27 protein-coding genes and 1 pseudogene are annotated in these 25,581 nt (G+C 73.9%); 15 read left to right on the plus strand and 13 right to left on the minus strand.

The genetic code is table 11. The annotated features are described in order from the left end of the window. Nucleotides 1-116 precede the first annotated feature (116 nt). Complete coding sequence (locus tag G567_RS28775; RefSeq protein WP_051233010.1) at nt 117-1,478, minus strand: NAD(P)/FAD-dependent oxidoreductase; 1,362 nt, start codon at nt 1,476-1,478, stop codon at nt 117-119. Between the two features lie 147 nt (nt 1,479-1,625). On the opposite strand from G567_RS28775, the gene G567_RS0114070 reads away from it, so the two are divergent. Then, entirely contained in the window at nt 1,626-2,147 is a 522-nt protein-coding gene (locus tag G567_RS0114070; protein WP_051233033.1) for a bifunctional nuclease family protein, read from the plus strand. Between the two features lie 23 nt (nt 2,148-2,170). Here G567_RS0114070 and G567_RS0114075 read toward each other — a convergent pair whose 3' ends face one another. Next, nucleotides 2,171-2,407 (minus strand): hypothetical protein, encoded by a 237-nt coding sequence (locus G567_RS0114075; protein ID WP_028930505.1) that lies wholly within the window; start codon nt 2,405-2,407, stop codon nt 2,171-2,173. 297 nt (nt 2,408-2,704) lie between these two features. On the opposite strand from G567_RS0114075, the gene G567_RS0114080 reads away from it, so the two are divergent. From G567_RS0114080 to hutI, 6 genes are all read left to right on the plus strand, one after another. Continuing rightward, entirely contained in the window at nt 2,705-2,908 is a 204-nt protein-coding gene (locus tag G567_RS0114080; RefSeq protein ID WP_028930506.1) for a hypothetical protein, read from the plus strand. Between the two features lie 244 nt (nt 2,909-3,152). Then, nucleotides 3,153-3,632, plus strand: a complete 480-nt coding sequence (locus G567_RS28780) for a histone-like nucleoid-structuring protein Lsr2 (protein WP_084796141.1) — start codon at nt 3,153-3,155, stop codon at nt 3,630-3,632. 104 nt (nt 3,633-3,736) lie between these two features. Continuing rightward, the gene (hutH, locus tag G567_RS0114090; protein ID WP_028930507.1) at nt 3,737-5,275 is read left to right on the plus strand and encodes a histidine ammonia-lyase; all 1,539 of its coding nucleotides are present in this window, start codon (nt 3,737-3,739) and stop codon (nt 5,273-5,275) included. A gap of 70 nt (nt 5,276-5,345) precedes the next feature. Next, on the plus strand, nt 5,346-7,001 hold the full coding sequence (gene hutU / locus G567_RS0114095; RefSeq protein WP_028930508.1) for a urocanate hydratase: 1,656 nt from the start codon (nt 5,346-5,348) through the stop codon (nt 6,999-7,001). Further along, entirely contained in the window at nt 6,998-8,314 is a 1,317-nt protein-coding gene (locus G567_RS0114100; protein WP_028930509.1) for a formimidoylglutamate deiminase, read from the plus strand. Before hutU ends, G567_RS0114100 begins: the two co-directional genes overlap by 4 nt. Beyond that, nucleotides 8,311-9,471 carry an imidazolonepropionase gene (gene hutI / locus G567_RS0114105; protein WP_028930510.1) on the plus strand — a complete coding sequence of 387 codons (1,161 nt, stop codon included), beginning with the start codon at nt 8,311-8,313 and terminating at the stop codon, nt 9,469-9,471. The genes G567_RS0114100 and hutI overlap by 4 nt, the downstream gene beginning before the upstream one ends. 38 nt (nt 9,472-9,509) lie before the next feature. Here hutI and G567_RS0114110 read toward each other — a convergent pair whose 3' ends face one another. The 5 genes from G567_RS0114110 to G567_RS32105 all read right to left on the minus strand — a co-directional run bounded on the left by G567_RS0114110 (nt 9,510) and on the right by G567_RS32105 (nt 13,463). Next, the gene (locus G567_RS0114110; protein ID WP_028930511.1) at nt 9,510-10,970 is read right to left on the minus strand and encodes a multicopper oxidase family protein; all 1,461 of its coding nucleotides are present in this window, start codon (nt 10,968-10,970) and stop codon (nt 9,510-9,512) included. Beyond that, nucleotides 10,967-11,167 carry an SHOCT domain-containing protein gene (locus G567_RS0114115; RefSeq protein WP_211223928.1) on the minus strand — a complete coding sequence of 67 codons (201 nt, stop codon included), beginning with the start codon at nt 11,165-11,167 and terminating at the stop codon, nt 10,967-10,969. Before G567_RS0114115 ends, G567_RS0114110 begins: the two co-directional genes overlap by 4 nt. 201 nt (nt 11,168-11,368) lie before the next feature. Continuing rightward, nucleotides 11,369-12,259 carry a F510_1955 family glycosylhydrolase gene (locus G567_RS28785; RefSeq protein WP_037057194.1) on the minus strand — a complete coding sequence of 297 codons (891 nt, stop codon included), beginning with the start codon at nt 12,257-12,259 and terminating at the stop codon, nt 11,369-11,371. 96 nt (nt 12,260-12,355) lie between these two features. After that, complete coding sequence (locus G567_RS0114125) at nt 12,356-12,991, minus strand: DUF305 domain-containing protein (protein ID WP_028930513.1); 636 nt, start codon at nt 12,989-12,991, stop codon at nt 12,356-12,358. A 58-nt stretch (nt 12,992-13,049) separates the two neighbouring features. Beyond that, nucleotides 13,050-13,463, minus strand: coding sequence for a DUF6153 family protein (locus tag G567_RS32105; RefSeq protein ID WP_051233012.1), 414 nt, complete (start codon nt 13,461-13,463; stop codon nt 13,050-13,052). Nucleotides 13,464-13,588: 125 nt separating this feature from the next. Between G567_RS32105 and G567_RS0114135 the strand changes: the two genes are divergently transcribed. Next, nucleotides 13,589-14,158: a hypothetical protein gene (locus tag G567_RS0114135; protein ID WP_147200959.1), complete on the plus strand. Its 570-nt coding sequence runs from the start codon at nt 13,589-13,591 to the stop codon at nt 14,156-14,158. A gap of 198 nt (nt 14,159-14,356) precedes the next feature. Continuing rightward, nucleotides 14,357-15,196 carry a class I SAM-dependent methyltransferase gene (locus G567_RS28795; protein ID WP_051233015.1) on the plus strand — a complete coding sequence of 280 codons (840 nt, stop codon included), beginning with the start codon at nt 14,357-14,359 and terminating at the stop codon, nt 15,194-15,196. Between the two features lie 172 nt (nt 15,197-15,368). On the opposite strand, the gene G567_RS0114145 is transcribed toward G567_RS28795, so the two are convergent. From G567_RS0114145 to G567_RS36670, 4 genes are all read right to left on the minus strand, one after another. After that, nucleotides 15,369-17,429: a copper-translocating P-type ATPase gene (locus G567_RS0114145; RefSeq protein ID WP_084796142.1), complete on the minus strand. Its 2,061-nt coding sequence runs from the start codon at nt 17,427-17,429 to the stop codon at nt 15,369-15,371. Between the two features lie 212 nt (nt 17,430-17,641). Further along, a complete protein-coding gene (locus tag G567_RS36665) occupies nt 17,642-17,914 on the minus strand; it encodes a hypothetical protein (RefSeq protein ID WP_051233017.1) in 273 nt (90 codons plus the stop codon). Between the two features lie 14 nt (nt 17,915-17,928). Beyond that, a complete protein-coding gene (locus G567_RS28800) occupies nt 17,929-18,771 on the minus strand; it encodes an AI-2E family transporter (protein ID WP_051233019.1) in 843 nt (280 codons plus the stop codon). 73 nt (nt 18,772-18,844) lie between these two features. Beyond that, nucleotides 18,845-18,976 (minus strand): hypothetical protein, encoded by a 132-nt coding sequence (locus G567_RS36670; protein ID WP_261763825.1) that lies wholly within the window; start codon nt 18,974-18,976, stop codon nt 18,845-18,847. 317 nt (nt 18,977-19,293) lie between these two features. On the opposite strand from G567_RS36670, the gene G567_RS0114160 reads away from it, so the two are divergent. Beyond that, a complete protein-coding gene (locus G567_RS0114160; RefSeq protein WP_028930516.1) occupies nt 19,294-19,581 on the plus strand; it encodes a DUF6343 family protein in 288 nt (95 codons plus the stop codon). 17 nt (nt 19,582-19,598) lie between these two features. On the opposite strand, the gene G567_RS28805 is transcribed toward G567_RS0114160, so the two are convergent. After that, nucleotides 19,599-20,558, minus strand: a complete 960-nt coding sequence (locus G567_RS28805) for an SDR family NAD(P)-dependent oxidoreductase (RefSeq protein WP_051233021.1) — start codon at nt 20,556-20,558, stop codon at nt 19,599-19,601. 120 nt (nt 20,559-20,678) lie between these two features. Between G567_RS28805 and G567_RS0114170 the strand changes: the two genes are divergently transcribed. The 5 genes from G567_RS0114170 (at nt 20,679) to G567_RS0114190 (ending at nt 25,120) form a co-directional block, all read left to right on the plus strand. After that, the gene (locus tag G567_RS0114170) at nt 20,679-21,671 is read left to right on the plus strand and encodes a glycosyltransferase (protein ID WP_028930517.1); all 993 of its coding nucleotides are present in this window, start codon (nt 20,679-20,681) and stop codon (nt 21,669-21,671) included. A gap of 28 nt (nt 21,672-21,699) precedes the next feature. After that, nucleotides 21,700-22,926, plus strand: a complete 1,227-nt coding sequence (locus tag G567_RS0114175; protein ID WP_028930518.1) for a glycosyltransferase — start codon at nt 21,700-21,702, stop codon at nt 22,924-22,926. Further along, nucleotides 22,923-23,381 (plus strand): D-sedoheptulose-7-phosphate isomerase, encoded by a 459-nt coding sequence (locus tag G567_RS28810; protein ID WP_051233023.1) that lies wholly within the window; start codon nt 22,923-22,925, stop codon nt 23,379-23,381. Before G567_RS0114175 ends, G567_RS28810 begins: the two co-directional genes overlap by 4 nt. Before the next feature lie 59 nt (nt 23,382-23,440). Then, on the plus strand, nt 23,441-24,127 hold the full coding sequence (locus tag G567_RS0114185; protein ID WP_028930519.1) for an SDR family oxidoreductase: 687 nt from the start codon (nt 23,441-23,443) through the stop codon (nt 24,125-24,127). A 162-nt stretch (nt 24,128-24,289) separates the two neighbouring features. Next, nucleotides 24,290-25,120: a baeRF2 domain-containing protein gene (locus G567_RS0114190; RefSeq protein ID WP_028930520.1), complete on the plus strand. Its 831-nt coding sequence runs from the start codon at nt 24,290-24,292 to the stop codon at nt 25,118-25,120. Between the two features lie 26 nt (nt 25,121-25,146). On the opposite strand, the pseudogene G567_RS0114195 reads toward G567_RS0114190, so the two are convergent. Beyond that, nucleotides 25,147-25,581: pseudogene (locus G567_RS0114195) on the minus strand (cytochrome ubiquinol oxidase subunit I); the annotation flags it as partial.

Genomic DNA, 25,581 nt, shown 5'->3' on the forward strand with positions numbered 1-25,581 from the left:
AGACGCGCGGTAGACCGGGAGAATTCCTCTCCGGCTACGCGCGATTCACGCATCGTTCGTCGCCGGCGACGATACCGAGGCCGGCGCCGCCGCCGATGCGGGGATGCGCCGACGTGTCACGCGGGCTCGTTGTCGTCACCCCCGGCTGACCGGGTCCCGTCGCCGGCGGTGCGGGGGAGCTCGGGAGACGCGGTGTCGAGCGGGACGGCAGGTGAGCGGATCAGCCCCAGCTGCACCCGCTGGCGGGGGAGGAGGGCCTCGAGCACCCAGTCCACCGCGGTGCGTATCCGGTTACCGGGCATCGCGGCCAGGTGGTAGCCGCGGGTGATCGTCTTGGCCGGCAACCCCGACATCGGGATGTGCAGCGGGTTGGCCGCGGCGTCGCGACCACCGAGGTCGACGACGAAGCCGAGGTCGCGATGCCGGTAGGGCACCGCGGTGCCATAGCCCAGCGACGCCGCGACGTTGCGCCCGGCGAGCCGGCCCTGGCGCGTGGCGTGCTGGGCGGTCATCGCGGTGAGCCGGCCTGGCCGGGAGGGGTCGGGGACCGCGGCGGCGTCACCGCAGGCCCACACGTTCGCCTGGTCGAGCACGCGCAGTTGGTTGTCGACGACGACGCGGCCCTGCTCCAACGGAAGCCCGAGCAGCTCGGCGAGCGGGTCGGGGCGCACCCCGACACACCAGACCAGCGTCCGTGTCGGCACGAACTCGCCGTCGCTCAGCCGCACCCCCTCGGCGGTGGCCTTGTCCACGGAGGTGCCGGTGCGCACCTGCACTCCACGCTCGCGCAGCACCCGGTCCGCCGTCGCCGACAGCCGCTCGTCCAGCTCGGGCAGTACCCGGTCGGCCAGGTCCAGCAGCAGCCACCGCATCGGCTGCCCGGAAAGCTCCTGGCGCCCGCGGACCAGGTCCCTGGTGAGCAGGCAGGCCTGGGCGGCGACCTCGGTGCCCGTGTACCCGGCGCCGACCACGACGAAGGTGCAGCGCGCGGGGCGCTCGTCCGGGTCGTCGGTGGCCGCGGCCAGCTCCACCTGGCGGGTCACGTGATCGCGCAGGTAGAGCGCCTCGGGGATCCCGCGGAACCCGTGAGCGTACTCGGCGACGCCCGGAATGGGCAGCAGCTTGTTGACGCTGCCCATGGCGAGCACCAGCCGGTCGTAGCGCAGCCGGTGGGAGACGCCCTCGGGATCGGTGTATCCGATGGTTTCCGCCGCGAGGTCCACCGCGTCGACCACGCCGAGACACAGCCGCACCGCGGGCAGGGTCGCGGTCAGCGACACCGAGATCCGCCGCGGGTCCAGGGCGCCGGTGGCCACCTCCGGCAGTAGCGGCAGGTACAGGAAATAGTCGGTCGAGTTGACCAGAACGACCTCTGCCCGCCCGGCCAGGCGTCGCGACAGCTCGTGCGCGGCCCGATGCCCGGCGAAACCGGCACCGACGACGACGACCCGTGGCAGGCCCTCCGGCACTGTGCTCATTCATCCTCCCGGCGGCTGCGATCACCTGTGCCCGGCTACCCCGGCCCGCTACGGTCCAACCCCGGGTCCGGAAACTCGCGTGTTGGCCGACCCGGATCGGGGGTATACGCGTACGGTTTCCTGGGAGAGGTGAATGCTGTGCAGGAGATGCGCGTCGTGGCGGTCGGTCTGGACCCCCGCGAGTCACATCCGGTGCTGCTGCTTCAGGAAACGGCAGGCCGACACCGGGTCCTTCCGGTCTGTGTCGGCCTGCCCGAGGCCACCGCGATCGAGCTCGAGCGGCAGCACGTCACCACGCCCCGTCCGGTGACCCATCAACTGATCGCGAACGTCATCAGTTCGGCCGGTCGCAGACTGGAGCACGTGCGGATCACCGAGCTGCGCGACAGCATCTTCCACGCCGAGCTCGTCCTCGACGAGGGCACCCGGGTGTCGGCCAGGGTCAGCGATGCCGTCACCCTGGCCCTGCACCTCGACGTGCCGATCCAGGCCGAGGAGGTGGTGCTCGACGAGGCCGCGCTGGCCAATGCGGAGGTGATCGACGCCGACGCGCTCGTGGGCGAGTCCGGTGACACCGCGACCGGCGCCCCGGAGCAGGCCGACGAGCTCGAGCAGTTCCGGCGGTTCCTCGACAGCGCCTCCCCGGAGGACTTCGGCACGAGCAGCTGAGCCCCGAGATCCGGGACCGCGGGTCACATCCGGTCGCGGATCTCGGCGCCCACGCCCGCCGCACGCGCGCAGTGCGCACAGCAGAAGAACCGTCCGTCGGCCTGCGCCCCATGCCCGACGACCCGGCAGCCGCAGTGCTCGCACACGGGAGCCATCCGGTGGATCGCGCACTCGAAGCTGTCGAACACGTGCACGGCCCCCTGGGCGTGCACCTCGAAGGCCATGTCGTAGTCGTTTCCGCATACCTCGCATTGCGGCATGGCGCTCTCCCCGCAGACGGCCGATCGATTCGCCGATCGGATAACCCGGATGGCGCGGTCCGAAACGCGCCGCGGCTGGTCGGATGCGCGAACCGCGGGAGGCCGTTTCTGGCCATCCCGCGGTTCGGCTGGGTGGTGGCTCGGGGCGCGTGTGCGCGTGGCCCGATCGTGACAGAGAACACAGGCGGGCGCAACCAGGCGTTTGGGGCGAGCTGATGCGCTCCGCGGCGTTTCGCGGGACCGTTGTCCGGGAAGGCCGAATCTCGCGCCGATCCATGCAGGCTTCGGGAGGAACCGATGGACCCTTCCCGCGCGGAACAGCTCGTCTTCGGGATCTTGCTCGCCGTCATCGCCCTGCTCTCCTTGCTGTTCGCGCTCGTCGGGGCGCGCATCCGGGACCGGGAGGCGCTGATGATGGGCGCCGGATTCGGGGCGGTGATGGGTTTCCTCGCGCTGGTGCTCTGCACCGGGTGGGTGAACCTGCTTCCCCTGCCCCATTGAGCCGCCGGCGGCGCGGGCGGGGCGGGGGTCGAGCCGGGCCGAGCCGGCCGGCGGCCGGAACGAACGGTCTCGGGATCGGAATCCGGTTGCTCGACCGGCCGAAAGAATAGATATCCGCCCATCGGTTGTCGGCTCCCGGATCGCCGAACCCCAGGATTGCGAAGACGCGAGTCCTGATACGCTCGCTTTGACTGCAAGCGAGTGTGTGGCGTGTCTCACGCAAGTTCGAGAATGGATGTGTTGGATGGCGCGAAACGTTGTGGTCCGCCTGGTCGACGACCTCGATGGATCGGATGCGTCGGAGACCGTCGAGTTCGCTGTGGACGGTCGGACATATGAGATCGACCTGTCCGAGGTGAACCGCCGGAAGCTCGACGAAGCGTTGGCTCCCTTCGTTGCCGCCGCGCGGAACACGGGGCGCGGCGGATCGCGGCGGCGGGTGGGTGCGTCCACTGTGGTCGCGTCGAGGCAGGCGGCGGGCTCGGCCGCCGGGGCGACGGCGGCCGAGGTTCGGGCGCGTAACGAGGCGATCCGTGCGTGGGCCCGGGAGAACGGATTCGAGGTGTCCTCGCGCGGACGAATCCGCGGCGAGATCCTCGAGGCATACGAGCGGCGCGATGTCACACCGCCGGCAGCGCCGCAGCCCGCCGCCGAAGCCCCGAAGAAGAAGCGTTCGCGTAGCGTGAAGGTCGCCGACCCGTTCGACGTCGGACGGGCCAGCTGAGGGACTGACGAAGGGCCGGAGCAATTCCGCTCCGGCCCTTCTTGTATATTGGGCCGGATTTCCGGAGCCTGGCGGCGGCGACGGGTTGGGTGTCCTATGGACAGATGAACGCCGTGACCGTCGGAACCGGCCCGCTGTGCGCGACGGAGATCGTCGCTGTCGCCCGGGACGGAGCGCCCGTGGCGCTGGCCCCCGAGGCGGAGGCCGAGATCGCCCGCAGCCGGGCGGTCATCGACGCGCTGGCCGACGATGCCGACGCGCATTACGGCGTGTCGACCGGATTCGGAGCGCTGGCCACCCGGCATATTCCGGCTCGGCTGCGTGCGGGCCTGCAACAGAGCGTGGTCCGCTCGCATGCGGCCGGGTCCGGGCCCGAGGTGGAGCGTGAGGTGGTCCGCGCGCTCATGCTGCTGCGCCTGGCGACGCTGGCCACCGGGCGGACCGGGATCCGGCCGGAGACGGCGCGGGCCTACGCGGCGCTGATCAGCGCGGGCATCACCCCGATCGTCCCCGAATACGGCTCGCTGGGCTGCTCGGGAGATCTGGCCCCGCTCGCGTGCTGTGCGCTCGCGCTCACCGGGGAGGGCGAGGTCCGCGACGCCTGCGGGACGCGCCGTCCGGCCGCGGAGGCGCTCGCCGCGGCCGGCATCGAGCCGGTGGTGCTGCGGGAGAAGGAAGGCCTCGCCCTCATCAACGGGACCGACGGCATGCTCGGCATGCTGGTGCTGGCCTGCCACGATCTGCACCGGTTGCTGCGCACCGCGGACCTCGCGGCCGCGATGAGCGTCGAGGCGCTGCTCGGGACCGACGCGGTGTTCGCGGCCGATCTGCAGGCGTTGCGGCCGCATCCCGGACAGGCCGACGCCGCCGCGAACCTGCGCGTGCTGCTCGCCGATTCCGCGATCATGGCCAGCCACCGCACCCCGGACTGCACCCGCGTGCAGGACGCCTATTCGCTGCGCTGCGCCCCACAGGTCCACGGGGCCGCGCGGGACACGCTCGCGCACGCCGAGCAGGTCGCCGCCCGGGAGCTCGCCGGGGCCATCGACAATCCGGTCGTCACCCGCGACGGGCGGGTGGAGAGCAACGGCAACTTCCACGGCGCCCCGCTCGGCTTCGTGCTGGACTTCCTGGCGATCGCCGTCGCCGACATCGCCTCGATCGCCGAACGACGCACCGACCGGTTCCTCGACGTCGCCCGCAGCCATGGGCTGCCCGCCTTCCTGGCAGACGACCCCGGCGTCGACTCCGGGCACATGATCGCGCAGTACACCCAGGCCGCGATCGTGTCCGAGCTCAAACGGCTGGCGGTACCGGCGTCGGTGGACTCGATCCCGTCCAGCGCCATGCAGGAGGACCACGTCTCGATGGGGTGGGCGGCCGCCCGCAAGCTGCGGCGCGGCGTGGACGGGCTGACCCGGGTACTGGGGATCGAGTTGCTCACCGCGGCGCGGGGGCTGGATCTGCGCCATCCGCTGGCCCCGGCGCCGGCCACCGGCGCGGTCGTTGCCGGGCTGCGCGCCCGGGCCGGCGGCCCCGGTCCCGACCGCCACCTTGCGCCCGAGATCGAGGCCGCGGTCGACTATGTGTCCTCGGGCGCGGCGCTCGCCGCGGCCGAGTCGGTCACCGGCCCGTTGCGCTGACGCGCCCGTGAGCGGCGAGTAACGCCCCAGCGGTACTCGCCGCTCACGAGCCGGCCGAAGGGAGGCAGAAATGGACGGCGCCCGCCCGGTCAGGGCCCCGCGCGGCACCGCGCTCACCGCCCGCTCCTGGCAGACCGAGGCCCCGCTGCGGATGCTGCGCAACAACCTCGATCCGGAGGTCGCCGAGCGTCCGGACGACCTGGTCGTCTACGGCGGCACCGGCCGCGCGGCCCGCGACTGGGCCTGCTTCGACGCGATGGTGCGCACCCTCACCACCCTCGGCGACGACGAGACGATGCTGGTGCAGTCCGGCAGGCCGGTGGGTGTGCTGCGCACGCACGAATGGGCGCCGCGGGTGCTCATCGCCAACGCGAACCTCGTCGGGGACTGGGCGACGTGGCCGGAGTTTCGCAGGCTCGAGAGGCTCGGGCTGACCATGTACGGGCAGATGACCGCCGGCTCGTGGATCTATATCGGCACTCAGGGCATCCTGCAGGGCACCTACGAGACGTTCGCCGCGGTCGCCGCCAAGCGGTTCGCCGGCACGCTGGCCGGCACCCTCACCGTCACCGGCGGCTGCGGCGGGATGGGCGGGGCGCAGCCGCTCGCCGTCACCCTCAACGAGGGGGTCTGTCTGATCGTCGACGTCGAACCCGAACGCCTGCACCGCCGGCTGCGCGCCCGCTACCTCGACGAGCTCGCCTCCGACCTCGACGAGGCGGTCGCCCGGTGCGAGCGGGCGCGGTCGCAGCGCCGGGCGGCATCGGTCGGGGTCGTCGGCAACTGCGCCGTCGTGCTACCGGAGCTGCTGCGCCGCGGCGTTCGCGTCGACATCGTCACCGACCAGACCTCCGCCCATGATCCGCTGTCCTACCTGCCCGAGGGTGTCTCGACCGAGGACTGGGACGACTACGCGCGGAGCAAGCCCGAGGAGTTCACCGACCGGGCGCGGGAGTCGATGGCCCGCCACGTCGAGGCGATGGTCGGTTTCCTCGACGCGGGCGCGGAGGTGTTCGACTACGGCAACTCGATTCGCGACGAGGCCCGCCGCGGCGGATACGAGCGGGCGTTCGCATTCCCGGGATTCGTGCCCGCCTATATCCGGCCGCTGTTCTGCGCGGGCAAGGGCCCGTTCCGCTGGGTGGCGCTGTCGGGTGACCCGGCCGATATCCACGCCACCGACGCGGCGGTGCTCGACCTGTTTCCCGACGACGACCACCTGCACCGGTGGATCGAGGCCGCGCGGCAGCGAGTCGTCTTCCAAGGCCTTCCGGCGCGGATCTGCTGGCTCGGCCACGGCGAGCGGGACCGCGCCGGGGCGCGGTTCAACGACATGGTCGCCGCGGGCGAGCTGTCGGCCCCGATCGTCATCGGCCGGGACCACCTCGACGCGGGCTCGGTTGCCTCGCCGTACCGGGAGACCGAGGCGATGGCCGACTCCTCCGACGCGATCGCCGACTGGCCGCTGCTCAACGCGCTGGTCAACACCGCGTCGGGAGCGACCTGGGTGTCGATCCACGACGGCGGCGGCGTCGGCATCGGGCGGTCCATCCACGCCGGCCAGGTCACCGTGGCCGACGGCACCGAGCTGGCCAGGGCGAAGATCGAGCGGGTGCTCACCAACGATCCGGGCACCGGTGTGCTGCGCCACGTCGACGCCGGATACCCGCAGGCCGAGCGGGCGGCGGCGGCGCACGGACTGCGGATCCCGATGGCGGAGCCGTGAGCCGCTGGTTCGCGGCGGAGGCACTGCTGCCCGGGGGTCCGGCCACCGACGTGGTGTTCGAGATCGTCGAAGGGCGGTTCGCGACGATCACCGCGGACGCCGACGCCGGGGGGGCCGCCCGGCTGCCCGGGATCGCGCTGCCCGGGCTCGCCAACGCCCACAGCCACGCGTTCCACCGGGCGCTGCGCGGGCGCACCCATGGCTGCGGCGGCACGTTCTGGACCTGGCGCGAGCGGATGTACGCCCTCGCCCGGCGGCTCGACCCGGACACCTACCTGGCCCTGGCCCGCGCCACCTACGCCGAGATGGCGCTGGCTGGGTTCACCGCCGTCGGGGAGTTCCACTACCTGCACCACGGCCCCGGCGGGGTGCCCTACACCGAGCCGAACGCGATGGCGGCCGCGCTGCGGCAGGCGGCCGCGGACGCCGGGGTCCGGCTGACCCTGATCGACATCTGCTATCTCGCGGGCGGGCTCGGGCCAGGCGGTCACCTGCCGCTCGACGAGGTGCAGCGGCCCTTCTCCGACGGCGATCCGCACGCGTGGGCAGAGCGGGTCGCCGAGCTGGCGGCCGGGCCGGGGATGCGAATCGGCGTCGGCGTGCATTCGGTGCGGGCCGTTCCGCGCCCGGCCCTGCGGACCGTCGCCGAGATCGCCCGCGCCCGACCACTGCACGTGCACCTGTCCGAACAACCCGCCGAGAACGAGGCCTGCCTCGGGTACTACGGCGCGACACCCACCGGGCTGCTGGCGGCGGAGGGGGTGCTGGGGCCGGGCACGACCGCGGTGCACGCCACGCATCTAACCGGCGCCGATATCGCGCTGCTCGGCGACAGCGGCGCGACCGTCTGCCTCTGTCCGACCACCGAACGGGATCTCGCCGACGGCATCGGGCCGGCCCGCGCCCTGCGCGACGCCGGGGTGCGGCTCGCGCTCGGTACCGACCAGCACGCGCTGATCGACCCGTTCGAGGAGGCGAGGGCGCTGGAGATGCATGAGCGGCTCGCGTCGGGGGAGCGCGGCCGGTTCGCCCCGGACGAGCTGCTGGCGGCGCTCACCGGCCACGGCTGCCTCGGCTGGCCGGATGCGGGCCGACTGGAGGTGGGCGCGCGCGCCGACCTCGTCGCGGTGCGCTGCGACACCGCGCGCACCGCGGGTGCGGCGCCGGACCAGATTCTGTATGCCGCGACGGCCGCCGATGTCGACACCGTGATCGTCGACGGGCAGCCGGTGGTCGAGGGTGGGCGGCACCGGCTCGGCGACGTCGGCGCCTTGCTGCGCGCCGCGATCGAGCCGCTGCGGGAGTGCGGATGAGCAGGCTGATCACCGGTATCGCCGAGCTGGTGACCAACGATCCGTGGGCGGGCGACGGCTCGGCGCTGGGCCTCCTGCGCGACGCGGCGATCGTCGTCGACGGCGATCGGATCGCCTGGATCGGCCCGGCCGCCCAGGCCCCGCCCGCGGACACCCGGACCGATCTCGGCGGCCGGGCCGTGCTGCCCGGCTTCGTCGACACCCACACCCACCTGGTCTTCGCCGGGGACCGGTCGGCCGAGTTCGCCGCGCGGATGGCGGGCGCCCGCTACGACGGCGGCGGCATCGCGGCCACCGTCGCCGCCACCCGGGAGGCGAGCGATGCGCGGCTGCGCGCGCTGCTGGCCGGGCGGATCGCCGAGCTCCGGGCGCAGGGCACCACCACGGTGGAGATCAAGAGCGGCTACGGGTTGACCGTCGCCGACGAGCTGCGCGCGCTGCGGCTGGCCCGCGAGGTCACGGTCGAGACGACCTTCCTCGGAGCACATGTGGTGCCCGCTGGGGCGGCCCGCGACGACTACCTCGCGCTCGTGACCGGGGAGATGCTGAGGGCCTGCGCGCCGCACGCGCGCTGGACCGACGTGTTCTGCGAGCCGACGAGCCCGCACGCGTTCGACGGCGACGAGGCCCGCTGCGTGCTGCGGGCGGGTGCGGCGGCCGGGCTCGGGCTGCGGGTCCACGGCAACCAGCTCTCCGCCGGACCGGGGGTGGCGCTGGCCGTGGAGTTCGGCGCCGCGAGCGTCGATCACTGCACGCATCTGACCGACGCCGATGTCGATGCGCTCGCCGCCGGCACCACGGTGGCCACGCTGCTGCCCGGCGTGGAGTTCGCCACCCGATCGCCCTACCCCGACGCCCGGCGGCTGCTCGACGCGGGGATCACGGTGGCGTTGGCGACCGACTGCAACCCCGGAACCAGCTACACCTCCTCGATACCGTTGGTGATCGCGCTCGCCGTGCGGGAGATGCGGATGACCCCGGCCGAGGCGCTGTGGGCCGCGACCGCCGGTGGCGCGCGGGCGCTCCGGCGCGACGACGTCGGGGTGCTCGCGCCGGGGCGACGCGCGGATCTCACGGTTCTCGACGCGCCCAGCCACCTGCACCTGGCCTACCGCCCCGGGGTGCCGATCGCCCGCGCGCTGCGGCCGGGACGCTGAGGCCGCGGGATGAGGCGGGCCCGTATGCGGCCGGGCGGCTATTCCTGGACGTTGATCGTGGCCATCATGCCGAGGTCCTCGTGGTCGAGGATGTGGCAGTGGTAGACGCTGCGTCCGGGACGGGCGGTGAACGGGATACGCACCCGCACCCAGCCGCCCGCGGGGACGAGCACCACGTCCTGGGCGGTGCCGGTGGGGGCGGCGCCGTCGCTGCTGGCGAGGACGGTGAACGGCCAGATGTGCAGGTGGAACGGGTGCGCCAGCGGGCCGGGGTTGGTGATGGTCCAGTCCTCGATGGTGCCCAGGCGCACGGTCTGGTCGTCGCGGTCGGGGTCGAAGCTGCGGCCGTCGATGGTGAAGCGCATGCCGCCCGCGCCCATACCCATCTGAAACGCGGTCTGGCGGCTGCGGGTCACCGACCCGCTGGGCGGGATGTCCGCGGGCAGCGCCGCGGGCAGCGGCGGCGCGCTGACGGGTGTCCCGGCGCTGGTCATCGTGGCCAGGGTGGCCGGCCAGCTGATCGCCTCGCCGCCGCCGCGGCCCATCATGCCGCCCATGCCGCCGCGGTCGACCGCGTCGGTGCGCAGCCGGTAGCGGCCGGGTCCGGTGGGGCGCACGACCACGTCGACCCGGTTGCCGGGGGCGAGCCGCACCTGGTCCCGGGGGAGGGGGGCGGGCAGGAACGTGCCGTCCAGGGCGACCTGGGTGAGCTGGTGGCCGTCGAGACGGATCGCCAGCACCCGGGAGACGCAACCGTTGATCAGGCGCCAGCGCTGCGGGACGCCGGGGGTGGCGGGGATGTCGGGTTGGTGCTGGCCGTTGACCAGCACCAGCGCGCCCTGGCGGCCCATCATCCGCTCCATCGGGCCGGGCGCGACGACGCGGCCGCCGGCGTCGAGGGTGATGTCGGTGATCAGCAGCACCCGATCGTGGTCGACGGGCAGGTCGGGGCCGTGGTCGACCAGCAGCGCCCCGGCCAGCCCCCCGAACAGCTGATCGGCCACCGTGCCGTGATGGTGCGGGTGGTACCAGTGCGTCCCGGCCGGCTGCTCGGGCGGGATGCGGTAGCGGTAGTCGAACCAGGCGCCGGGGTCGATGCGGATGAACGGGTTGTCGCCGTTGCCCTGCGGGGAGACCCGCGGCCCGTGGGTGTGCAGGTTGGTCGGCTGATCGAGCCGGTTGGTCAACCGCACGGCCAGCTCGTCGCCGGGCCGCACCCGCAGCGTCGGGCCGGGCGAGGTGCCGTTGAAGCCCAAGGCGGCGGTGTCGCGCCCGGCCAGGCGCACCCCGGACGCGGCGGTGAGCTCGACCTGCAGGCGCCCGCCGCGGCTGTCCAGGATCGGGGGTTCCGCCAGCGGCGCGCCGCTGATAGGGGGCGCGAGCTCGCCGCCCCCGGTCTGGGCGGTGATCGCCCACCCGGTGGCTCCGGCCGCGAGGCTGGCCACCCCGAGACCGCCCAGGACCAGCGCACGGCGGCGGCTGATCGGCTCCGGGCTCATCGCAGCTGGTCGCGGCGGCGGAGGTAGTCCTGCTCGTCGATCTCGCCGCGGGCGAACCGCTCGGCCAGCACCTGCTCCGGGGTGGCCCGAGGGGCCGCCGCCTGGTCACCGCTCCGGTCGCCGCGGGCCAGGTAGCGAACCAGGGCGATCACCCCGAGGATGATCAGCGCCCAGAACAGCACCATGCTGACGGTCATGAGCGCATAACCCCAACCGCTCATACCGGGCCGTACCACCACATCATGTTCCAGACCTCCTCGACCGACGCCGGCGGTGCATGTCAGACCCTTTCCTCCGACCGACCGCACTCAGTGTCTTCGCGGCACCGGGGCCGGGGCATCGGCTGATGGCCACCTCGAGCCCGCCGAAGGTCCCGACGGTGACGGGACCGACGTCCGTCACGAACCCTGCGTGGGTCGGCCGAGCGGGACGAAGGTGTGTCCGCCGTGGCGGGAGTCGAACAGGCCCCCCGCGGTAGCGGCGAGCACCCGCCCGTCCGCCAGACCGGTGACGGCCTGCGGGCGGCCGCCGGGCACGACACCGACCCGCTGCCAGGTCGCGCCGGCGTCGAAACTGGTGTGCAGCGCCCCGTCCGGGGCGAGCCCGTAGAGCGTGGCGTCGGGCGACCAGGACAGAAACGCCAGCAGCGGGCTGCTCGGGGCGCCGAAGCTCGCCCCGCCATCACGGCTGGCCACCACACCGTCCGCGGTGGTGGCCAGCACGATCGCGGGATCGGTGGGGTCGACCGCGAGGTCCAGGGCCGCCACGGTGGCGCGGCTCTGCCAGGTGGTGCCGCCGTCGCTGCTGACCCGCAGCATCCGGCGCCCGGCATCCAGGCCGTAGAGGGTGCCGGAGCTGACCTGCAGAGCGTGGAAGTCGACCTCGCCGGCCAGGCTCACCGGCTGCCAGGTGGCGCCGGCGTCGGTGCTGCGCACCAGCCCGAGCGGGTCAGGCGCATTCTCGGTGGGTCCGGGGTGACCGCTGGACAGGAACGTGTCCGGGGCGGCGATGGTGAACCCCATCAGATCCCGCCCTGGCGCGCCGACCCGTTCAAGCCCACCGGCGGCGCCGACGCGGTAGAGGCCCTCGTGGGCGGCGACGTAGATCAGGCCGTCGGCCGGGTTGAGATCCACGGCATGGACGTGGCCCAGTCCGGGACCCGGCCCGGCTCCGGTCGCGACCGGTGGTGGCTCCGGTGGCTCTGGTGCGGCGGAGGCGCAGGCGGTGGCCATGGTGAGGCCGGTGAGCAGGACGGCGGTCAGGATCGCGAGCCGAAGCGGCTGGCGCACGGGAGTTGCTCCTTGACAAGGGGTGGGGGCCGGCCGGGAGGAGGGTGCTCCTCCCGGCCGGGAACGAGCAGCGGTGGGCCGCAGGGCCCGACGCGGTCAGGTCGTCGCGAGCAGGTCGCGCATCGCAGCGATCTCGGCCCGCTGCGCGTCGATGATCTTCTGGGCCAGGGCTCTGGCCTCGGCGTTCTGACCGTTGGCCAGCTGGGTCGTGGCCATCTCGACGGCGCCGTCGTGGTGTTCGATCATCATCTGCAGGAACATCCGGTCGAACCCGGGGCCCCGGGCCTGTCCGAGCTGCCGCATCTGGTCCTCGGTCATCATCCCCGACATCCCGCCGTGGCCGGCGCCGCCGTGGTTCGCCCCGGCCGGGTCACCGGTGACGGTGGTCGGGGCGGCCGGGAGACCCCAGGCACGCAGGAGACCCTGCATCTGCGCGATCTCCGGGTCCTGCGCCGCCTCGATCGTCGAGGCGAGTTCGGTGACCTGGGGGGAGGAGGCGTGGTCGGCGGCGAGCCGGGACATCTGAACGGCCTGGGCGTGGTGCGGGATCATGCCCTGCACGAACGCGACGTCGGCGTCGTGGTGCGAGGCCGAGACCTCGGCGGGGCCGGCCGCGCTGGGCAGTGGCGCGGTGGCCGCGGCGCCCGAGGCGACGGTGCTGGTGCCGCAACCGGCGAGGACGGCCGCGGCCGCCGCGGCCGCGAGCAGGCCGGTGATACGCGTGGTCTTCACGTGCGGATACTCCTCTGCGTGGGAATCGATGATCGGGATCGGCGGGAGCCGGATCCGATCACCGCCGCAGCACGCAGAGCTCGGCCAACCGGATGACCAGGGGCGGAGGCGGACGCGGCACGCACGGAAGCGCCGTGCCCGGCGGTTGCGCGCCGGCCGCAGCGGCCCGCCGGCACACCCATACCGGCGCGGCCGCGGCTGCCAGCAGGACGGCCGCGCCCAGCACCGCCAGGCACACGTCCAGCACGTGATGGGTGGCCGGATCCTGCCCGTGACCCGGCTGCCCCGGGTGGTCGGCCGGGGCAGCGACGGGCAGCGCCGGGGCGGGCACCGGGCCGGGCGCAGCCGCCGCCATCACGTGCGGGGTCGTGTCCTCGACCGGGGCCGGGGTGGAGTGCATGGCCAGCACCCCCAGGGCGAGCGCGGCCACCACGAGCAACCGCTCGATGCGCCACCGGCCCGCCCCGTCCACGCCGCCACGATAGCCACCCCGCCGACCGCGGCCGCCCTCGGTTCACCCGCTCTCAGCGGGCCCACAGGGGCCCGCTGCCATGGTGGGGCGCTGCACCGGGCGTCGACCGAGCGGAGGGGAGGCCCGTGGCACACCGCCTTGCTCGCCCGACGGGCCTGCTCTCACTCGCCGCCGTGGCCACCGTCCTCGGCGCGGTGACGATGGACGTGCTCGGCCGCGAGCATCCCTCGCACACCGCCGCGCTCGGACTGGTGGCCGCCGTCGTGGCCGCGCTGCGGGTCGGGCTCGCCGGCCGTGGTGAAGGCCTCGTCTCCGCGGTGAGCGGCGCCCTGGTCGCACAGCCCGCGCTGCACGCGACCTCGGCATTCGCCGGCCCAGCCGCCCCGGCCGGCCCCCACGACCACGGCGACCTGCTGCACGTACTCGCCAGCGACGGCCCGGTCACCGCGATGCAGGTCCTCGCGCCGGCGCTCCTCGTCCTCGCGGTCGTGTTCGGCGCGCGTCTCGGGGAACTGGTCCTCGGCGCCCTGCGGCGACCGCTGCGGCGGCTCACCAGCCCACCGCCCGAGGTGCCGCGCCGGATCGTCGCGGCCCTCGGCCCGGTTCCCCGTGGCTCGCTGCTGCCCTGGTGTGGATGGGCGATCCGCGCCGCGCGGCGCGGACCCCCGCGCGCGCCGGCGCCCACCCTCGCCTGATCCCTGGCCTCTCGGGCTCCCACCCCGGTAGCCGAGGCGGGACGGGCTGCGGGCGTTTCCTCCCCACCCACCACACCCGCCGCAGCCGCGTCGTGCCACACGATCGGAACCCGGTCGGATCAGAACCCGCCCGATCGGAGCGGAGATCCATGCACCGCACCGCCGGCGAGCGGGCTGCGCCCCACCCGCGGAGCACCCATGAACTCGAATCCCCCGGCCACCCGACTGGGCATGCACGCGAAGACCGCCGTGCACCGGGTGCTGGCCACGCTGGGAGCCAGACACCCCGAGAAGAAGATCATCGCCGACTCCCGGCGGTACTGGAACGACCCCGACCAGGCCATCTGGAAAGACGAGTCCCACTGGCGCGACGCGGACATCTTCGACGGAAACGACCTGTGGACCGAGATCGGCCGCCGCCATCTGCGACTCCTCGCGCAGGGCGCCCGCATGCTCGGCTCGACCGCCGCCTCCGGCCGGGTGATCGAGTGGGGCTGCGGCGGCGGCGCGAACGCCGTGGCGTTCGCCCCGTACGCGCGGGAGTTCATCGGCGTCGACGTCTCCCCGCAGAGCCTGCAGGAATGCGGGCGCCAGGTCGCGCGCGCCTGCACCACCCCGTTCCGCCCGGTGCTGATCGACGTGGCCGCGCCGGAAGCCGCCCTCGAGGCGATCGGCGGTCCGTGCGACCTGTTCCTCAGCTTCTACGTCTTCGAGCTCCTCCCCACCCCGGCCTACGGCGAGCGGATCCTGCGCATCGCCCATCGGCTGCTCGCCCCCGGCGGTCTCGCGCTGATCCAGATCAAGTACCACACCGGGAGCTGGCGGACGAAGCCACGCGGGCGGTCCTACCGGTTCGGACCGGCCGGCATGACCAGCTACCCCCTCCCCGCGTTCTGGCAGCTCGCCCAGCGCTGCGGACTGCGACCGGAGTACGTGCACCTCGTGCCCCGGGACGAGCTGGACGAGCGCTACGCGTACTTCCTGCTCGCCAACCCCGAGGAGCGCGATGCAGGCCCGGTGCCCGGCCCTTCGGTATGACGTCGCACCACCCCACGGCATCGGCCCCGAAGCGTGTAGACGAACCGGCGGCGTAGGTGTCGCGGCCCCCGTGGCCCGGTAGGCCCGTAGCCGGTCGAAGACGACGTCTTCCGAGGAGCCTCAGCGGCTGGGCGGGCCGAGGCGCGTCGGCCCGCCCAGCCGAGTGCGGCCGTCAGGCCGCCGCCCGTGGCGCCAGGTCGGTGCGACGCAGCAGCTGGGCGTTGAGCGCCACCACCACGGTGGACAGGCTCATCAGCGCCGCGCCGACCGCCATCGGCAACACCAGCCCGGCCCAGGCCAGTGCCCCGCCCGCCAGCGGGATGGCGAGGATGTTGTAGCCGGCGGCCCACCACAGGTTCTGCAGCATCTTGCGGTAGCTCGCCCGAGACAGCCGCGCGACCGAGACGAGCCCGCGGGGGTCGCTGGAGGCCAGGACGATCCCGGCGGACTCGACGGCCACGTCGGTGTCGGCCCCGATCGCGATGCCCACGTCGGCCCGGGCCAGCGCGGGGGCGTCGTTCACGCCGTCGCCCACCATGGCCACGGTGTACCCGCGACGCTGCAGCTCGGCGACCGCGGAGGCCTTGTCGGCCGGCAGGACCTCGGCGAACACCTCGTCGATGCCCAGGTCGGCGGCGACCGCCTCGGCCACCTGCCGCGCATCCCCGGTGATCATGGCGACCCTCACCTCCCGGTCATGCAGGGCGTCGACCGCCTCGCGGGACTCCGGCCGTACCTCGTCCTCCAGCGCCAGCGCCCCGACGATCTTCCCGGCTCGCACCACGTACAGCACCGAGGCGCCCCGGTCCTGCCACCGGCCAACCCGCCCGGTCAGCGCCTCCGGCACGTCCAGGTCGAGGTCGCGCAGCAACCCCGGGCCGCCGACGGCGACGCGCCGGCCCTCGACCAGGGCCTCGACCCCGCGTCCGGTCATCGAGCGGAAGCCGGACGCGGCGGGCAGCTCGCCGCGCTCGCGGGCCGCGGCGACGATCGCCCGCGCCACCGGGTGCTCGCTGTCGGCCTCGGCGGCTCCCGCGATCCGCAGCAGCCGGTCCGCATCGTCGCCGACAGCGGCGACGCCGGTGACGCGGTGCTCGCCGCGGGTGAGCGTCCCGGTTTTGTCGAACAGCACAGCGTCGACGCCCCGCATGCGCTCCAGCGCCAGCCGGTCCTTGACCAGGATGCCGCTCCGCGCCGACAGCGAGGTCGAGATCGCGGTCACCAGCGGGATCGCGAGCCCCAGCGCGTGCGGGCAGGCGATGATCAAGACGGTCACGGACAGCACGACGGCGTCGGCCGGCTGACCGAGCAGGCTCCACGTCACGGCGGTCACCGTGGCCGCCGCGACCGCGACGTAGAACAGCAGCGCCGCCGCCCGGTCGGCCAACGCCTGCGCCCGCGATCGGGAGCCCTGCGCCTCGGCCACCAGCCGCTGGATGCCGGCGAGCGTGGTGTCCTCGCCCAGCGCATCCACCCGGACCCGCACCGCGGAGTCGGTGGCCACCGTGCCCGCGACCACCCGGTCCCCCGCGCCACGCGGTACCAGACGCGACTCACCCGTGATCATCGACTCGTCCAGCTCGGCCGCGCCGGCGACCACCGTGCCGTCCGCCGGTACCCGCCCGCCGCTGCGGACCAGCACCACGTCACCGACGGTCAGGTCGGCGACCTTGACGGTCCGCGTCCCCTCGCCGACCACCAGGTCGGCCTCGTCGGGCAGCAGCGCGGCGAGCGCGGCGAGCGCGCCGGACGCCTGGCCGACGGCGCGCATCTCCAGCCAGTGGCCCAGCAGCATGATCGCGATCAGCAGCGCCAGCTCCCACCACACCTCGACGTCGAACCAGCCGATCGAGGTGGCCAGGCTGGCGGCGAAGGCGACCGTGATCGCCATGCCGATCAGGAGCATCATCCCCGGTCGCCGGCTGCGCAGCTCGGTGACCGCGCCGGCGAGGAACGGCCAGCCACCGTAGAAGAAGATCACCGTGCCCAGGACCGGCGAGATCAGCCACGAACCCGGGAACACCGCCGTGTACCCGAGCAGCTCCTGGAACATCCCGCTGAAGACGACCACCGGGACCGCGAGCACCAGCGTCAGCCAGAACCGGTCCCGAAACACCGCCGCATGATCGCCGTGGCCCGCATGGGCGGTGTGGCCCGCGTGGGTGCCGTGGCCGTTGGCCAGAGGCGTATGTCGCCCGGCGCCCGTCGGACGGTCATGTGTGCTGGTCGGCATGACACCCTCCTCTCTATACCCCGGTAGGGTATATCCGCCCCAACACCCGGGCGGGAGGTAACCAGCCAGGCCGCCGCTATGACGTTGAACACGTCATGGTGGGTGGACACCGAATGGTTCGAACGGCAGGGCCTCCTGCGATACCGCTGAGGTACGCGCCAGCACCGAGGCGCGCACGTCCGGCGTGAGCGCGGTCATCGACGACGGAACGCTCATGGCCAGGCTGTCGCCTGGCTGACGGCGTCGCGGGTCCGCTCAGCGCCGCGCACCGGCGGGCCGGGCACGGGCGGGGCCGCGCTACGCACCCGCGGGCCCGCCGTCGGGGTCCTGGCCGGTCCCGGACGTCCCGGCGGATGCCCGAGCAGGTGCGGAACCGCGGTCTTGACGACCGCGGCGACCGGCACCGACACGATCGCGCCGATGATCCCGCCCAGCACGGTGCCCACGGTGAGCGCCAGCCCGATGGCCAGCGGGTGCAGCCGCACGTAGCGGCCGACGATCAGCGGTTGGAGCAGTGGCCCTCGAGTCGGTTCTCCAGGACCAGGACGCCGAGCAGGCTCAGCGCGGCCATCCAGCCCTGCGTGCCGAACGTGACCAGGACGGCCAGCCACCGGCGATCAGCGCGCCGATGATCGGGATGAAGCTGCCCAGGAACACCAGCACGGCCAGCGGGACGACCAGCGGCACCCCCAGGAGGAACAGCACGAGCCCGATCACGATGCCGTGGATCGTGGCGATGACCGCCGTGCCGTGCACGTACTGGGTGAGGGTGGTCCAGGCGGCGCGGCCGGCCCGGTCCGTCCTCGCGTGCATCGACGGCCGCAGCGGGCTGAGCAGCCAGGGCCCAGATCCGTTCTCCGTCGTAGAGCAGGAAGAACGTGATGAACAAGGTCAGTACCAGCACCGTGGCGAACTCGGCGAGGTAGCCGGCGCCGGTGGTCACGTAGGAGATGATCTGGCCGCGGTTGGCCTGCACCCACTCCATGATCTGCGACTGGAGCTGCGCGATCCGGGTCTGGCCGATGCCGATCCGGCTCAGCTGGTCGCCCACATTGCGCATGGTGGTGAGGGCCTCGTCGATCAGCATCGGCAGCTGCTGGGTGAACCGCAGGCCGATCACGAACGCGATGCCGCCCAGCACCAGAATCGCTGCCAGCAGGGTCAGCGCCGCGGACAACGTTCCGCGCATTCGGTGCTGCAGCAGCGCGGCGACCGGCCGCAGCAGCGCGGCGATCAGCAGCGCCGCGACGATCGGCACGACGACCAGCCACAGGACGGCCAGGATCTGCACCGCGAGGTAGACCGCGCCGGACCACAGGGTGGGCAGGCGGGTCGTGGCCATCTCGTCGCCTCCAGGAAATCGGGTTCCGGCGAGCTTTTCCCGGTGCCGGGGACGGCGAACCACAGGGGGCGCCTCACGACCATCGCAGCAGCGTGGGGTGCCGGCTGGCCACGCCGACGCCGTCGGTGCCGTGGGAGAACAGGGCGAGCCGGATCTCCTCGTAGCCGCCCGCGGTGTCGCGATGGCGCTCCACCGAGTCGGGCATGGGCGGCCCGGGTGCGTGGTGCGTGAGCTGTCGTCGGCATCGACCCCGGACTACCCGCCGGTCGAGGACGCCGAACGCCTGGAAACGCCGCGATCGGGAACACCGGGCTCATGGCACGCGAACTGTGGAAGGAAATGGCGGCCGGGGCCGCCGGGACGACCGCGCTCAACGCCGTGACCTACCTCGACGTGGCTGGCCGGCCTCGTGCCGCGTCTGGCCTACGGGCTGGCCACCGCCGCCGTGTTCGACGGACTGTCGGGTTCCGGGGCCGCGGTGCCGGGTATGTCGGATGTTCGGCGTGACACGAGGAGGACCGCATGAAGGACGAGCGACCCGGGCGCCGGACCCGCGAGGACTACCGGCGGGGGCTGCCCGACCACCACGACCCGACCGCCGGCTACGGCGGCGCACCTCCGGCCCGCAGCGCGCTGACCCTGCGCGCGCTGCTGGCGGCGTTCGGCCTGGTGGTGTGCGCCGTGGGGGCCGGTCTGGCCTTCGCGGCCGAGCTGACCGGCTTCGGGGTGGCGCTCGTGGTGCTGGCCGTGATCGCGCTGGTGGACCTCGGCTGGGTGCTGTACCGCAAGTACCGCGGCGAGCCCGGCTGAGCCGGTCCAGCGGCGGTTCAGCGGGTCGGCGTCGGATCGTCGTGCTGGTGGGTGCGCAGCGCCGCGGCGCGGGTGAGCCCGGTCAGCGCGTGTACCACCCGCGACGGCTCCCCGAGCGCGTGCCCGGGCTGCGGCGTCGTGGCCTCGCCGGTGGGCAGCAGCCGGTCGATCGCGCCGAGCAGCCGCAGCATCGTCGACGGGGCGAGCCCGTGGAGGCGGGCGGCGAGCGCGGCGGGCACCGTCAGCACGATCTCCGGCCGGCCGCGAAGTGTGGCTCTGACGAGCTTGCGGGCCGCGCGCTCGGCGTTCATCGACAGCAGCGGCAGGCTGTCCCCGACGGTGAACCACGCGCGCTCGCGCTCCCGGTCGCCGGTGAACAGGGCGTTGCGCGGGGAGCCGGTGCGCATCAGGCCCGGTACCGCGACGGTGACGGAGATGCCCTCGCGGCCTGCCTCGACCCGCAGACCCTCGGCGAAGCCCACCGCGGCGTGCTTCGCGGCGACGTAGGGCAGCAGGTGCGGGGCGGGGAGCTTCCCGCCGACCGAGGTGATCGCGAGGATCCGTCCGCCCGCGCCGCGCAGATGCTCCCACGCGGCGAGGACGGGATGTACCTGGCCCCAGAACATGACGTCCATCGCCTCGGCGTAGGCGGGGGCGGTCATCGTCCGCGCGGGTCCGGTCTGGATCACTCCGGCGTTGGTGACCAGGACGTCGAGCCTGCCGAACCGTTGTACGGCGGCATCGACCACGCGGTGGGCCTCGGCGGCCACCCCGATATCGGCCGGCACCGCCGCGACGCGGATGCCCTCGCGCTCGAGGTCGGCGCGGGCGATATCGAGGCCGGTGGCCGACCGCGCGCACAGCACGAGGTCGTGTCCGCGGGCGGCGAACTCGCGGGCCAGCAGGAAGCCGAGGCCACGGCTCGCACCGGTGATGAGCGCGACGGGCCGGGTGGGGGGTGGGGTTGCGGTGGCCATGGCCGGGAGTACCCGGCTGGTGCGGGGAAAGTCGCGACCGGCGTGATGCGCCACCGCGAGGTTTAAGAAGGCGCAGGACGGCGAAACAGAAGCCGTGAGACGACACTGTGATGCACCCGAATGAACATCGTGCTCTGGCATGTGCACGGGTCCTGGACGACGGCCTTCGTCCAGGGCAGGCACCGCTATCTGCTGCCCCGGCTGCCCGGCGGCGGTCCCTGGGGCGGCGGGCGGCCCGCGGCCTGGGACTGGCCGGCCGGCGCCGTCGAGAGGGCGCCCGAGGAGCTGGCCGACGCACCCGTCGACGTCGTGATCGTGCAGCGTCCCGAGGAGTTCGAGCTGGCCACGCGGTGGCTGCGCCGCATGCCCGGCCGCGACGTCGCCTGCGTGTACGTCGAACACAACACCCCGCGGGGACCCGCGGTGACCAGCCGCCACCCCGTCGCCGACCACCATGGCCTGACGCTGGTGCACGTCACGCACTTCAATGCGCTGATGTGGGATGCGGGCGCCACCCCCACGACCGTCATCGAGCACGGCATCGTCGACCCCGGGCACCGCTACACCGGAACGACCCCGGCGGCGGCCGTCGTGGTGAACGAGCCGCTGCGCCGGGGCCGGATCACCGGGACCGACCTGCTGCCGCAGCTGGCCGAGTCGGTGCCGCTCGACGTGTTCGGGATGGGCACCGACCGGCTGGCCGGCAGCGAGCACATCCGCGGCGCGCGCATCCGCGGATGTGGCGACCTGCCGCAACACCGGATGCACACCGAACTCGCCCGGCGCAGGCTCTACCTGCACCCGATGCGCTGGACCTCGCTCGGGCTCGCCCTCATCGAGGCCATGCAGCTGGGGATGCCGGTCGTCGCGCTCGCCACCACCGAGGCGCCCGCTGCCGTGCCGCCCGAAGCCGGGCTGTGCACCAACGATCTCGACCGGCTCACCGCCGGGGCCCGCGAGCTCGTCGCCGACCCCGAGCTGGCTCGAAGCCGGGGACTCGCGGCACGGGCCCACGCCCTGCGGCGCTACGGACTGGACCGGTTCCTGCGCGACTGGGACCAGGTGCTGGAGAGCACCGCCGACGACCACACGGCCCGGCGGCCCGTCGCGTGAGCGGCCACCGGAGGAAGGAGACGACGACGTGCGCATCGCGATGGTGTCCGAGCACGCCAGCCCGCTGACCCCGCCCGGAGGTCCCGATGCCGGCGGGCAGAACGTCCACGTCGACCATCTCGGCCGGGCGCTCGCCGACCGCGGTCACGAGGTGACGGTGTGGACCCGCAAGGACGACCCGGGACTGCCCGACGCGGTGCCCCACGCACCGGGGGTGACCGTCCGGCACGTCGCGGCCGGCCCGGCCCGGCCCGTGCCGAAGGACCAGCTGGTGCCCCACCTGCCGGAGTTCGCCCGGACCCTGCGCAGGGCGTGGACCACCGACCCGCCGGATGTGGTGCACGCGCACTTCTGGATGTCCGGGCTGGTGGCGCTCTCCGCGGCCGAGGACCGTGACATCCCCGTCGTCCAGACCTTCCATGCGCTGGGACATGTGAAGCGCCGCCATCAGGGGGCCGAGGATTCGAGCCCGGCGGGCCGCATCTCCGCGGAGCGCGTCATCGCGACTCGCGCCGACCGCGTGCTCGCCACCTGCACCGACGAGATGTTCGAGCTGGCCCGGCTGGGCGCGCCGCGGCGGCGGATCCGGATCATACCGTGCGGTGTGGACACGGAGATTTTCACCCCGCAGGGAACGGCCTCGCCGCGTGGTGAGCGGCCCCGGCTGCTCGCGGTCGGCAGGCTGGTTCGCCGCAAGGGAGTGGACGAGATCATCGAGGCGCTGCGCGGGGTACCCGGCGCCGAGCTGGTCGTGGCGGGTGGAGCCCCGCGCGCGACGCTCGGGTCGGACCCGGACGCCGTCCGGCTGCGGGAGCGAGCGGTCCGAGCCCGCGTGGCCGATCGCGTCGAGTTCCTGGGCACGGTCCCGCGCGCCGAGATGCCCGCACTGCTGCGCTCGGCCGACGTCGTGGTCTGTGTGCCCTGGTACGAGCCGTTCGGGATGGTCCCGCTGGAGGCCATGGCCTGCGGCCGGGCCGTGGTGGCCGGCGCCGTGGGCGGGATGGCCGACACCGTCGTCGACCAGGTCACCGGGCTGCACGTGCCGCCCCGCCGGCCGCGGGAGCTCGCGGTGACCCTGCGTCACCTGCTGCGCAACCCGGCGATGCTGGAGGCGTTCGGAACCGCCGGGCGCGACCGGGCGCTGGCCCGCTACGACTGGAGCCGGATCGCCGCCGCCACCGCGGACAACTACGAGCAGGTGCTGACCGCGCGCGCCGGGCAGGGCGCCCGGCAGATGGCGGAGGCCCGGCGATGACCCCCACGATGAGTCCAGCCCCCGCCTCGGCGATCGCGCTGCACGCCGACACCTCCAGCCTGACGGCCATCGGCAACGACTTCGGCTTCGCGGAGGTGTATGCGCGGCAGGTGCGAGCGCACGCGCAGCCCGGCGACATCGTCCTGCTGCTGTCCACCAGTGGCCGAAGCCCCAACCTGATCGCGGCGGCGGATGCCGCCCGGCGCTGCCGGGCCGAATGCTGGGCACTGACCGGCCCGGCGCCCAATCCGCTCGCCGTGACCTGCACCGATGCGGTGTGCCTGCCGGGCGATACGGCCGCGGTGCAGGAGTCGCACCTCGCCGCGGTGCACATGATCTGCCGGGTCGTCGAGCAGGGCCTCGAACACGGCACCGCCCTGTCCGCGCAGCGCCTCCGGGCGCTCCCGCGCGCGACCCGCAGGCCCGATACCGAGCGATCCATGGAGGCCCTGTGACCGATATCGTCGAGCGTGCGGTCAACGCCGAGGCGACCGAGACGCCGAGCCCGCGGACCGTGGGGACCGTCCTGGTCACGGGCGCCGCGTCCGGACTGGGCCGCGCGGTCGCCCGCGCGGTCGCGGCGGCGGGCGGCCACCCGCTGCTGCTCGACCGGGTAGAGCCGGACGCCGGCCTCCCCGGCGCGGCCACCGCCGTCGCCGACCTGGCCGACGCCCCGAATGCCGAGCGCGTGGTCGCCGACCTGGCCGGGCGTGCGGGCGGGCTCGACGCGGTCGTCACCGCGGCGGGGATCGACCGCTGCGGACGGCTGGCGGACGTGCCGGCGCCGGAGTGGGAGCGGGTGGTGCGCGTCAACCTGATCGGCACCGCCGCCGTCATCCGGACGGCGCTGCCCGCGCTGCGCGCGCGGCGCGGCCGGATCGTCACCGTCGCGTCCACCCTCGGGCTCCGTGCGCTGCCGGAGGCCAGCGCCTACTGCGCGTCGAAGTTCGGTGTCATCGGGCTCAGCCGGGCGCTCGCGGCGGAACTGACCGGGGAGGTGGGGCTGACCCTGCTGGTCCCCGGGGGGATGAGCACTGCGTTCTTCGACGGAAGGCCCGAGCAGTACCGGCCCGGCCCGGACGCGGCGCTCAACGATCCCCGCGAGGTGGCCGAGGCGGTGCTGTTCGCGCTCACCCGCCCCGAGGGCTGCGAGGTCCGCGAGATGGTGGTCTGCCCGGAGACGGAGCCGTCCTGGCCCTGAGCCTGCCACCGGTTCGCCGCGCGCACAGCGGGTAGCCGACGGTATAGAGCTGCACTGGCTGCGCGACCTCTTCGGTCACTCCGGGCCGTTCGCCACCGTGTATTCGACGCAACGCACGACACCGAGCAACCCGAACGCCGCGATCAGCTGCGCTGGCGGGGGTTGCGCGAGGAGCTGGCCGCCCAGGGCGCCCCGGAGCCGGTGTTGCGGGCGCTGGACACGGCCTTCCCGCCGCAGCGCCCGCCGTCCGGACGCGCCGGGCGGGTGCTGGTCGCGAACGCCGCTGACGGGGTGTTGCTGGACCGGACCCTTCCCGAACCCCCCGATCCACCGTGGACACGCTGGGACCTGCTTCCCCACCTGCTGCCCGCCGCGTCGGCGCTGGCCGACCCGGTGCCGGCCGTCGTCGTCCGGGTGGCCGAGACCGGCGGCGAGGTGCTGGTACCCGGATCCGCCGCGAACGCCGAGACGGTCGGGGGCCGCGACCACCCGGTGCACAAGGTGCGCGGCGGCGGCTGGTCGCATCTGAGCATGCAGGAACGGGTCGAGGAGACCTGGCGGCGCAACACGGCCGAGGAGTTGGCCGCCGCCGTCGAGGAGGCCACGCTCGACCTGCGGACCGGCGAGACCCGCGCCGAGCTGCAACGGTGGGACGGGGCGGCCGGCCGCCCCGACGGCCTCGCGGTCGACGGGATGCCGGCGACCGTGGCGGCGGCGCGGGCCGAGGCCATCGACACGCTGCTGGTCGACCTCGACGTGCTGCCCATGGCGCGCCTGTGGATCGGAGCATCGGCCACCGAGCTGGCGCCGGTCGAGGACGAGCTGACGACCCTGGGCACCGACCCGCTGGGGGAGGCCGACGCCGGAGCTGCGCTGCTGCGCGCCGCCGTGGGTTCCGGGGCGCAGGTGCACCTCGGCGGCGGGCGAACCGGCCTGGTCGGGCGTCCACTCGCCGACGGCGTCGGCGCGCTGCTGCGGTTCCCGATCGCCTGAGCCCCGAGCGCCCGCCCGCGGGCCGCTCAGCGGGAGCGTGGATCCGCGTCGGGGTGCTCCTCCGGGCCGACGCGGTGGGCGGCGATCTCCGACGGCGCGGCGTGGCCGCGCCAGACGTGGGCCTCGGTGCGCATCCGTTCGACCAGGTGCGGGTAGTGCAGCTCGAACGCGGGGCGTTCGGAGCGGATGCGGGGCAGCTCGGTGAAGTTGTGCCGCGGGGGCGGGCAGGAGGTGGCCCATTCCAGGGAGTTGCCGAAGCCCCACGGGTCGTCCACGGTCACCGGGCGGCCGTAGCGGTAGGAGCGGAACACGTTCCAGATGAACGGCAGCACCGAGGCGCCCAGGACGAACGCGCCGATCGAGGAGATCGTGTTCAGGGTGGTGAACCCGTCGGTGGGCAGGTAGTCGGCGTAGCGGCGGGGCATGCCCTCGTTGCCCAGCCAGTGCTGGACCAGAAACGT

This window comes from Pseudonocardia asaccharolytica DSM 44247 = NBRC 16224 (genome assembly GCF_000423625.1).
Classification (GTDB): Bacteria; Actinomycetota; Actinomycetes; order Mycobacteriales; family Pseudonocardiaceae; genus Pseudonocardia; species Pseudonocardia asaccharolytica.

What these genes read in the sequence shown, in the direction of transcription:
- G567_RS28775 (WP_051233010.1), bottom strand. Translation starts at nt 1,478, where the DNA reads ATGAGCACAGTGCCGGAGGGCCTGCCACGGGTCGTCGTCGTCGGTGCC.
- G567_RS0114070 (WP_051233033.1), top strand. Translation starts at nt 1,626, where the DNA reads ATGCGCGTCGTGGCGGTCGGTCTGGACCCCCGCGAGTCACATCCGGTG.
- G567_RS0114075 (WP_028930505.1), bottom strand. Translation starts at nt 2,407, where the DNA reads ATGCCGCAATGCGAGGTATGCGGAAACGACTACGACATGGCCTTCGAG.
- G567_RS0114080 (WP_028930506.1), top strand. Translation starts at nt 2,705, where the DNA reads ATGGACCCTTCCCGCGCGGAACAGCTCGTCTTCGGGATCTTGCTCGCC.
- G567_RS28780 (WP_084796141.1), top strand. Translation starts at nt 3,153, where the DNA reads ATGGCGCGAAACGTTGTGGTCCGCCTGGTCGACGACCTCGATGGATCG.
- hutH (WP_028930507.1), top strand. Translation starts at nt 3,737, where the DNA reads ATGAACGCCGTGACCGTCGGAACCGGCCCGCTGTGCGCGACGGAGATC.
- hutU (WP_028930508.1), top strand. Translation starts at nt 5,346, where the DNA reads ATGGACGGCGCCCGCCCGGTCAGGGCCCCGCGCGGCACCGCGCTCACC.
- hutI (WP_028930510.1), top strand. Translation starts at nt 8,311, where the DNA reads ATGAGCAGGCTGATCACCGGTATCGCCGAGCTGGTGACCAACGATCCG.
- G567_RS0114110 (WP_028930511.1), bottom strand. Translation starts at nt 10,970, where the DNA reads ATGAGCCCGGAGCCGATCAGCCGCCGCCGTGCGCTGGTCCTGGGCGGT.
- G567_RS0114115 (WP_211223928.1), bottom strand. Translation starts at nt 11,167, where the DNA reads ATGACCGTCAGCATGGTGCTGTTCTGGGCGCTGATCATCCTCGGGGTG.
- G567_RS28795 (WP_051233015.1), top strand. Translation starts at nt 14,357, where the DNA reads ATGAACTCGAATCCCCCGGCCACCCGACTGGGCATGCACGCGAAGACC.
- G567_RS0114145 (WP_084796142.1), bottom strand. Translation starts at nt 17,429, where the DNA reads ATGCCGACCAGCACACATGACCGTCCGACGGGCGCCGGGCGACATACG.
- G567_RS28800 (WP_051233019.1), bottom strand. Translation starts at nt 18,771, where the DNA reads ATGGCCACGACCCGCCTGCCCACCCTGTGGTCCGGCGCGGTCTACCTC.
- G567_RS36670 (WP_261763825.1), bottom strand. Translation starts at nt 18,976, where the DNA reads ATGCCCGACTCGGTGGAGCGCCATCGCGACACCGCGGGCGGCTACGAG.
- G567_RS0114160 (WP_028930516.1), top strand. Translation starts at nt 19,294, where the DNA reads ATGAAGGACGAGCGACCCGGGCGCCGGACCCGCGAGGACTACCGGCGG.
- G567_RS28805 (WP_051233021.1), bottom strand. Translation starts at nt 20,558, where the DNA reads ATGGCCACCGCAACCCCACCCCCCACCCGGCCCGTCGCGCTCATCACC.
- G567_RS0114170 (WP_028930517.1), top strand. Translation starts at nt 20,679, where the DNA reads ATGAACATCGTGCTCTGGCATGTGCACGGGTCCTGGACGACGGCCTTC.
- G567_RS28810 (WP_051233023.1), top strand. Translation starts at nt 22,923, where the DNA reads ATGACCCCCACGATGAGTCCAGCCCCCGCCTCGGCGATCGCGCTGCAC.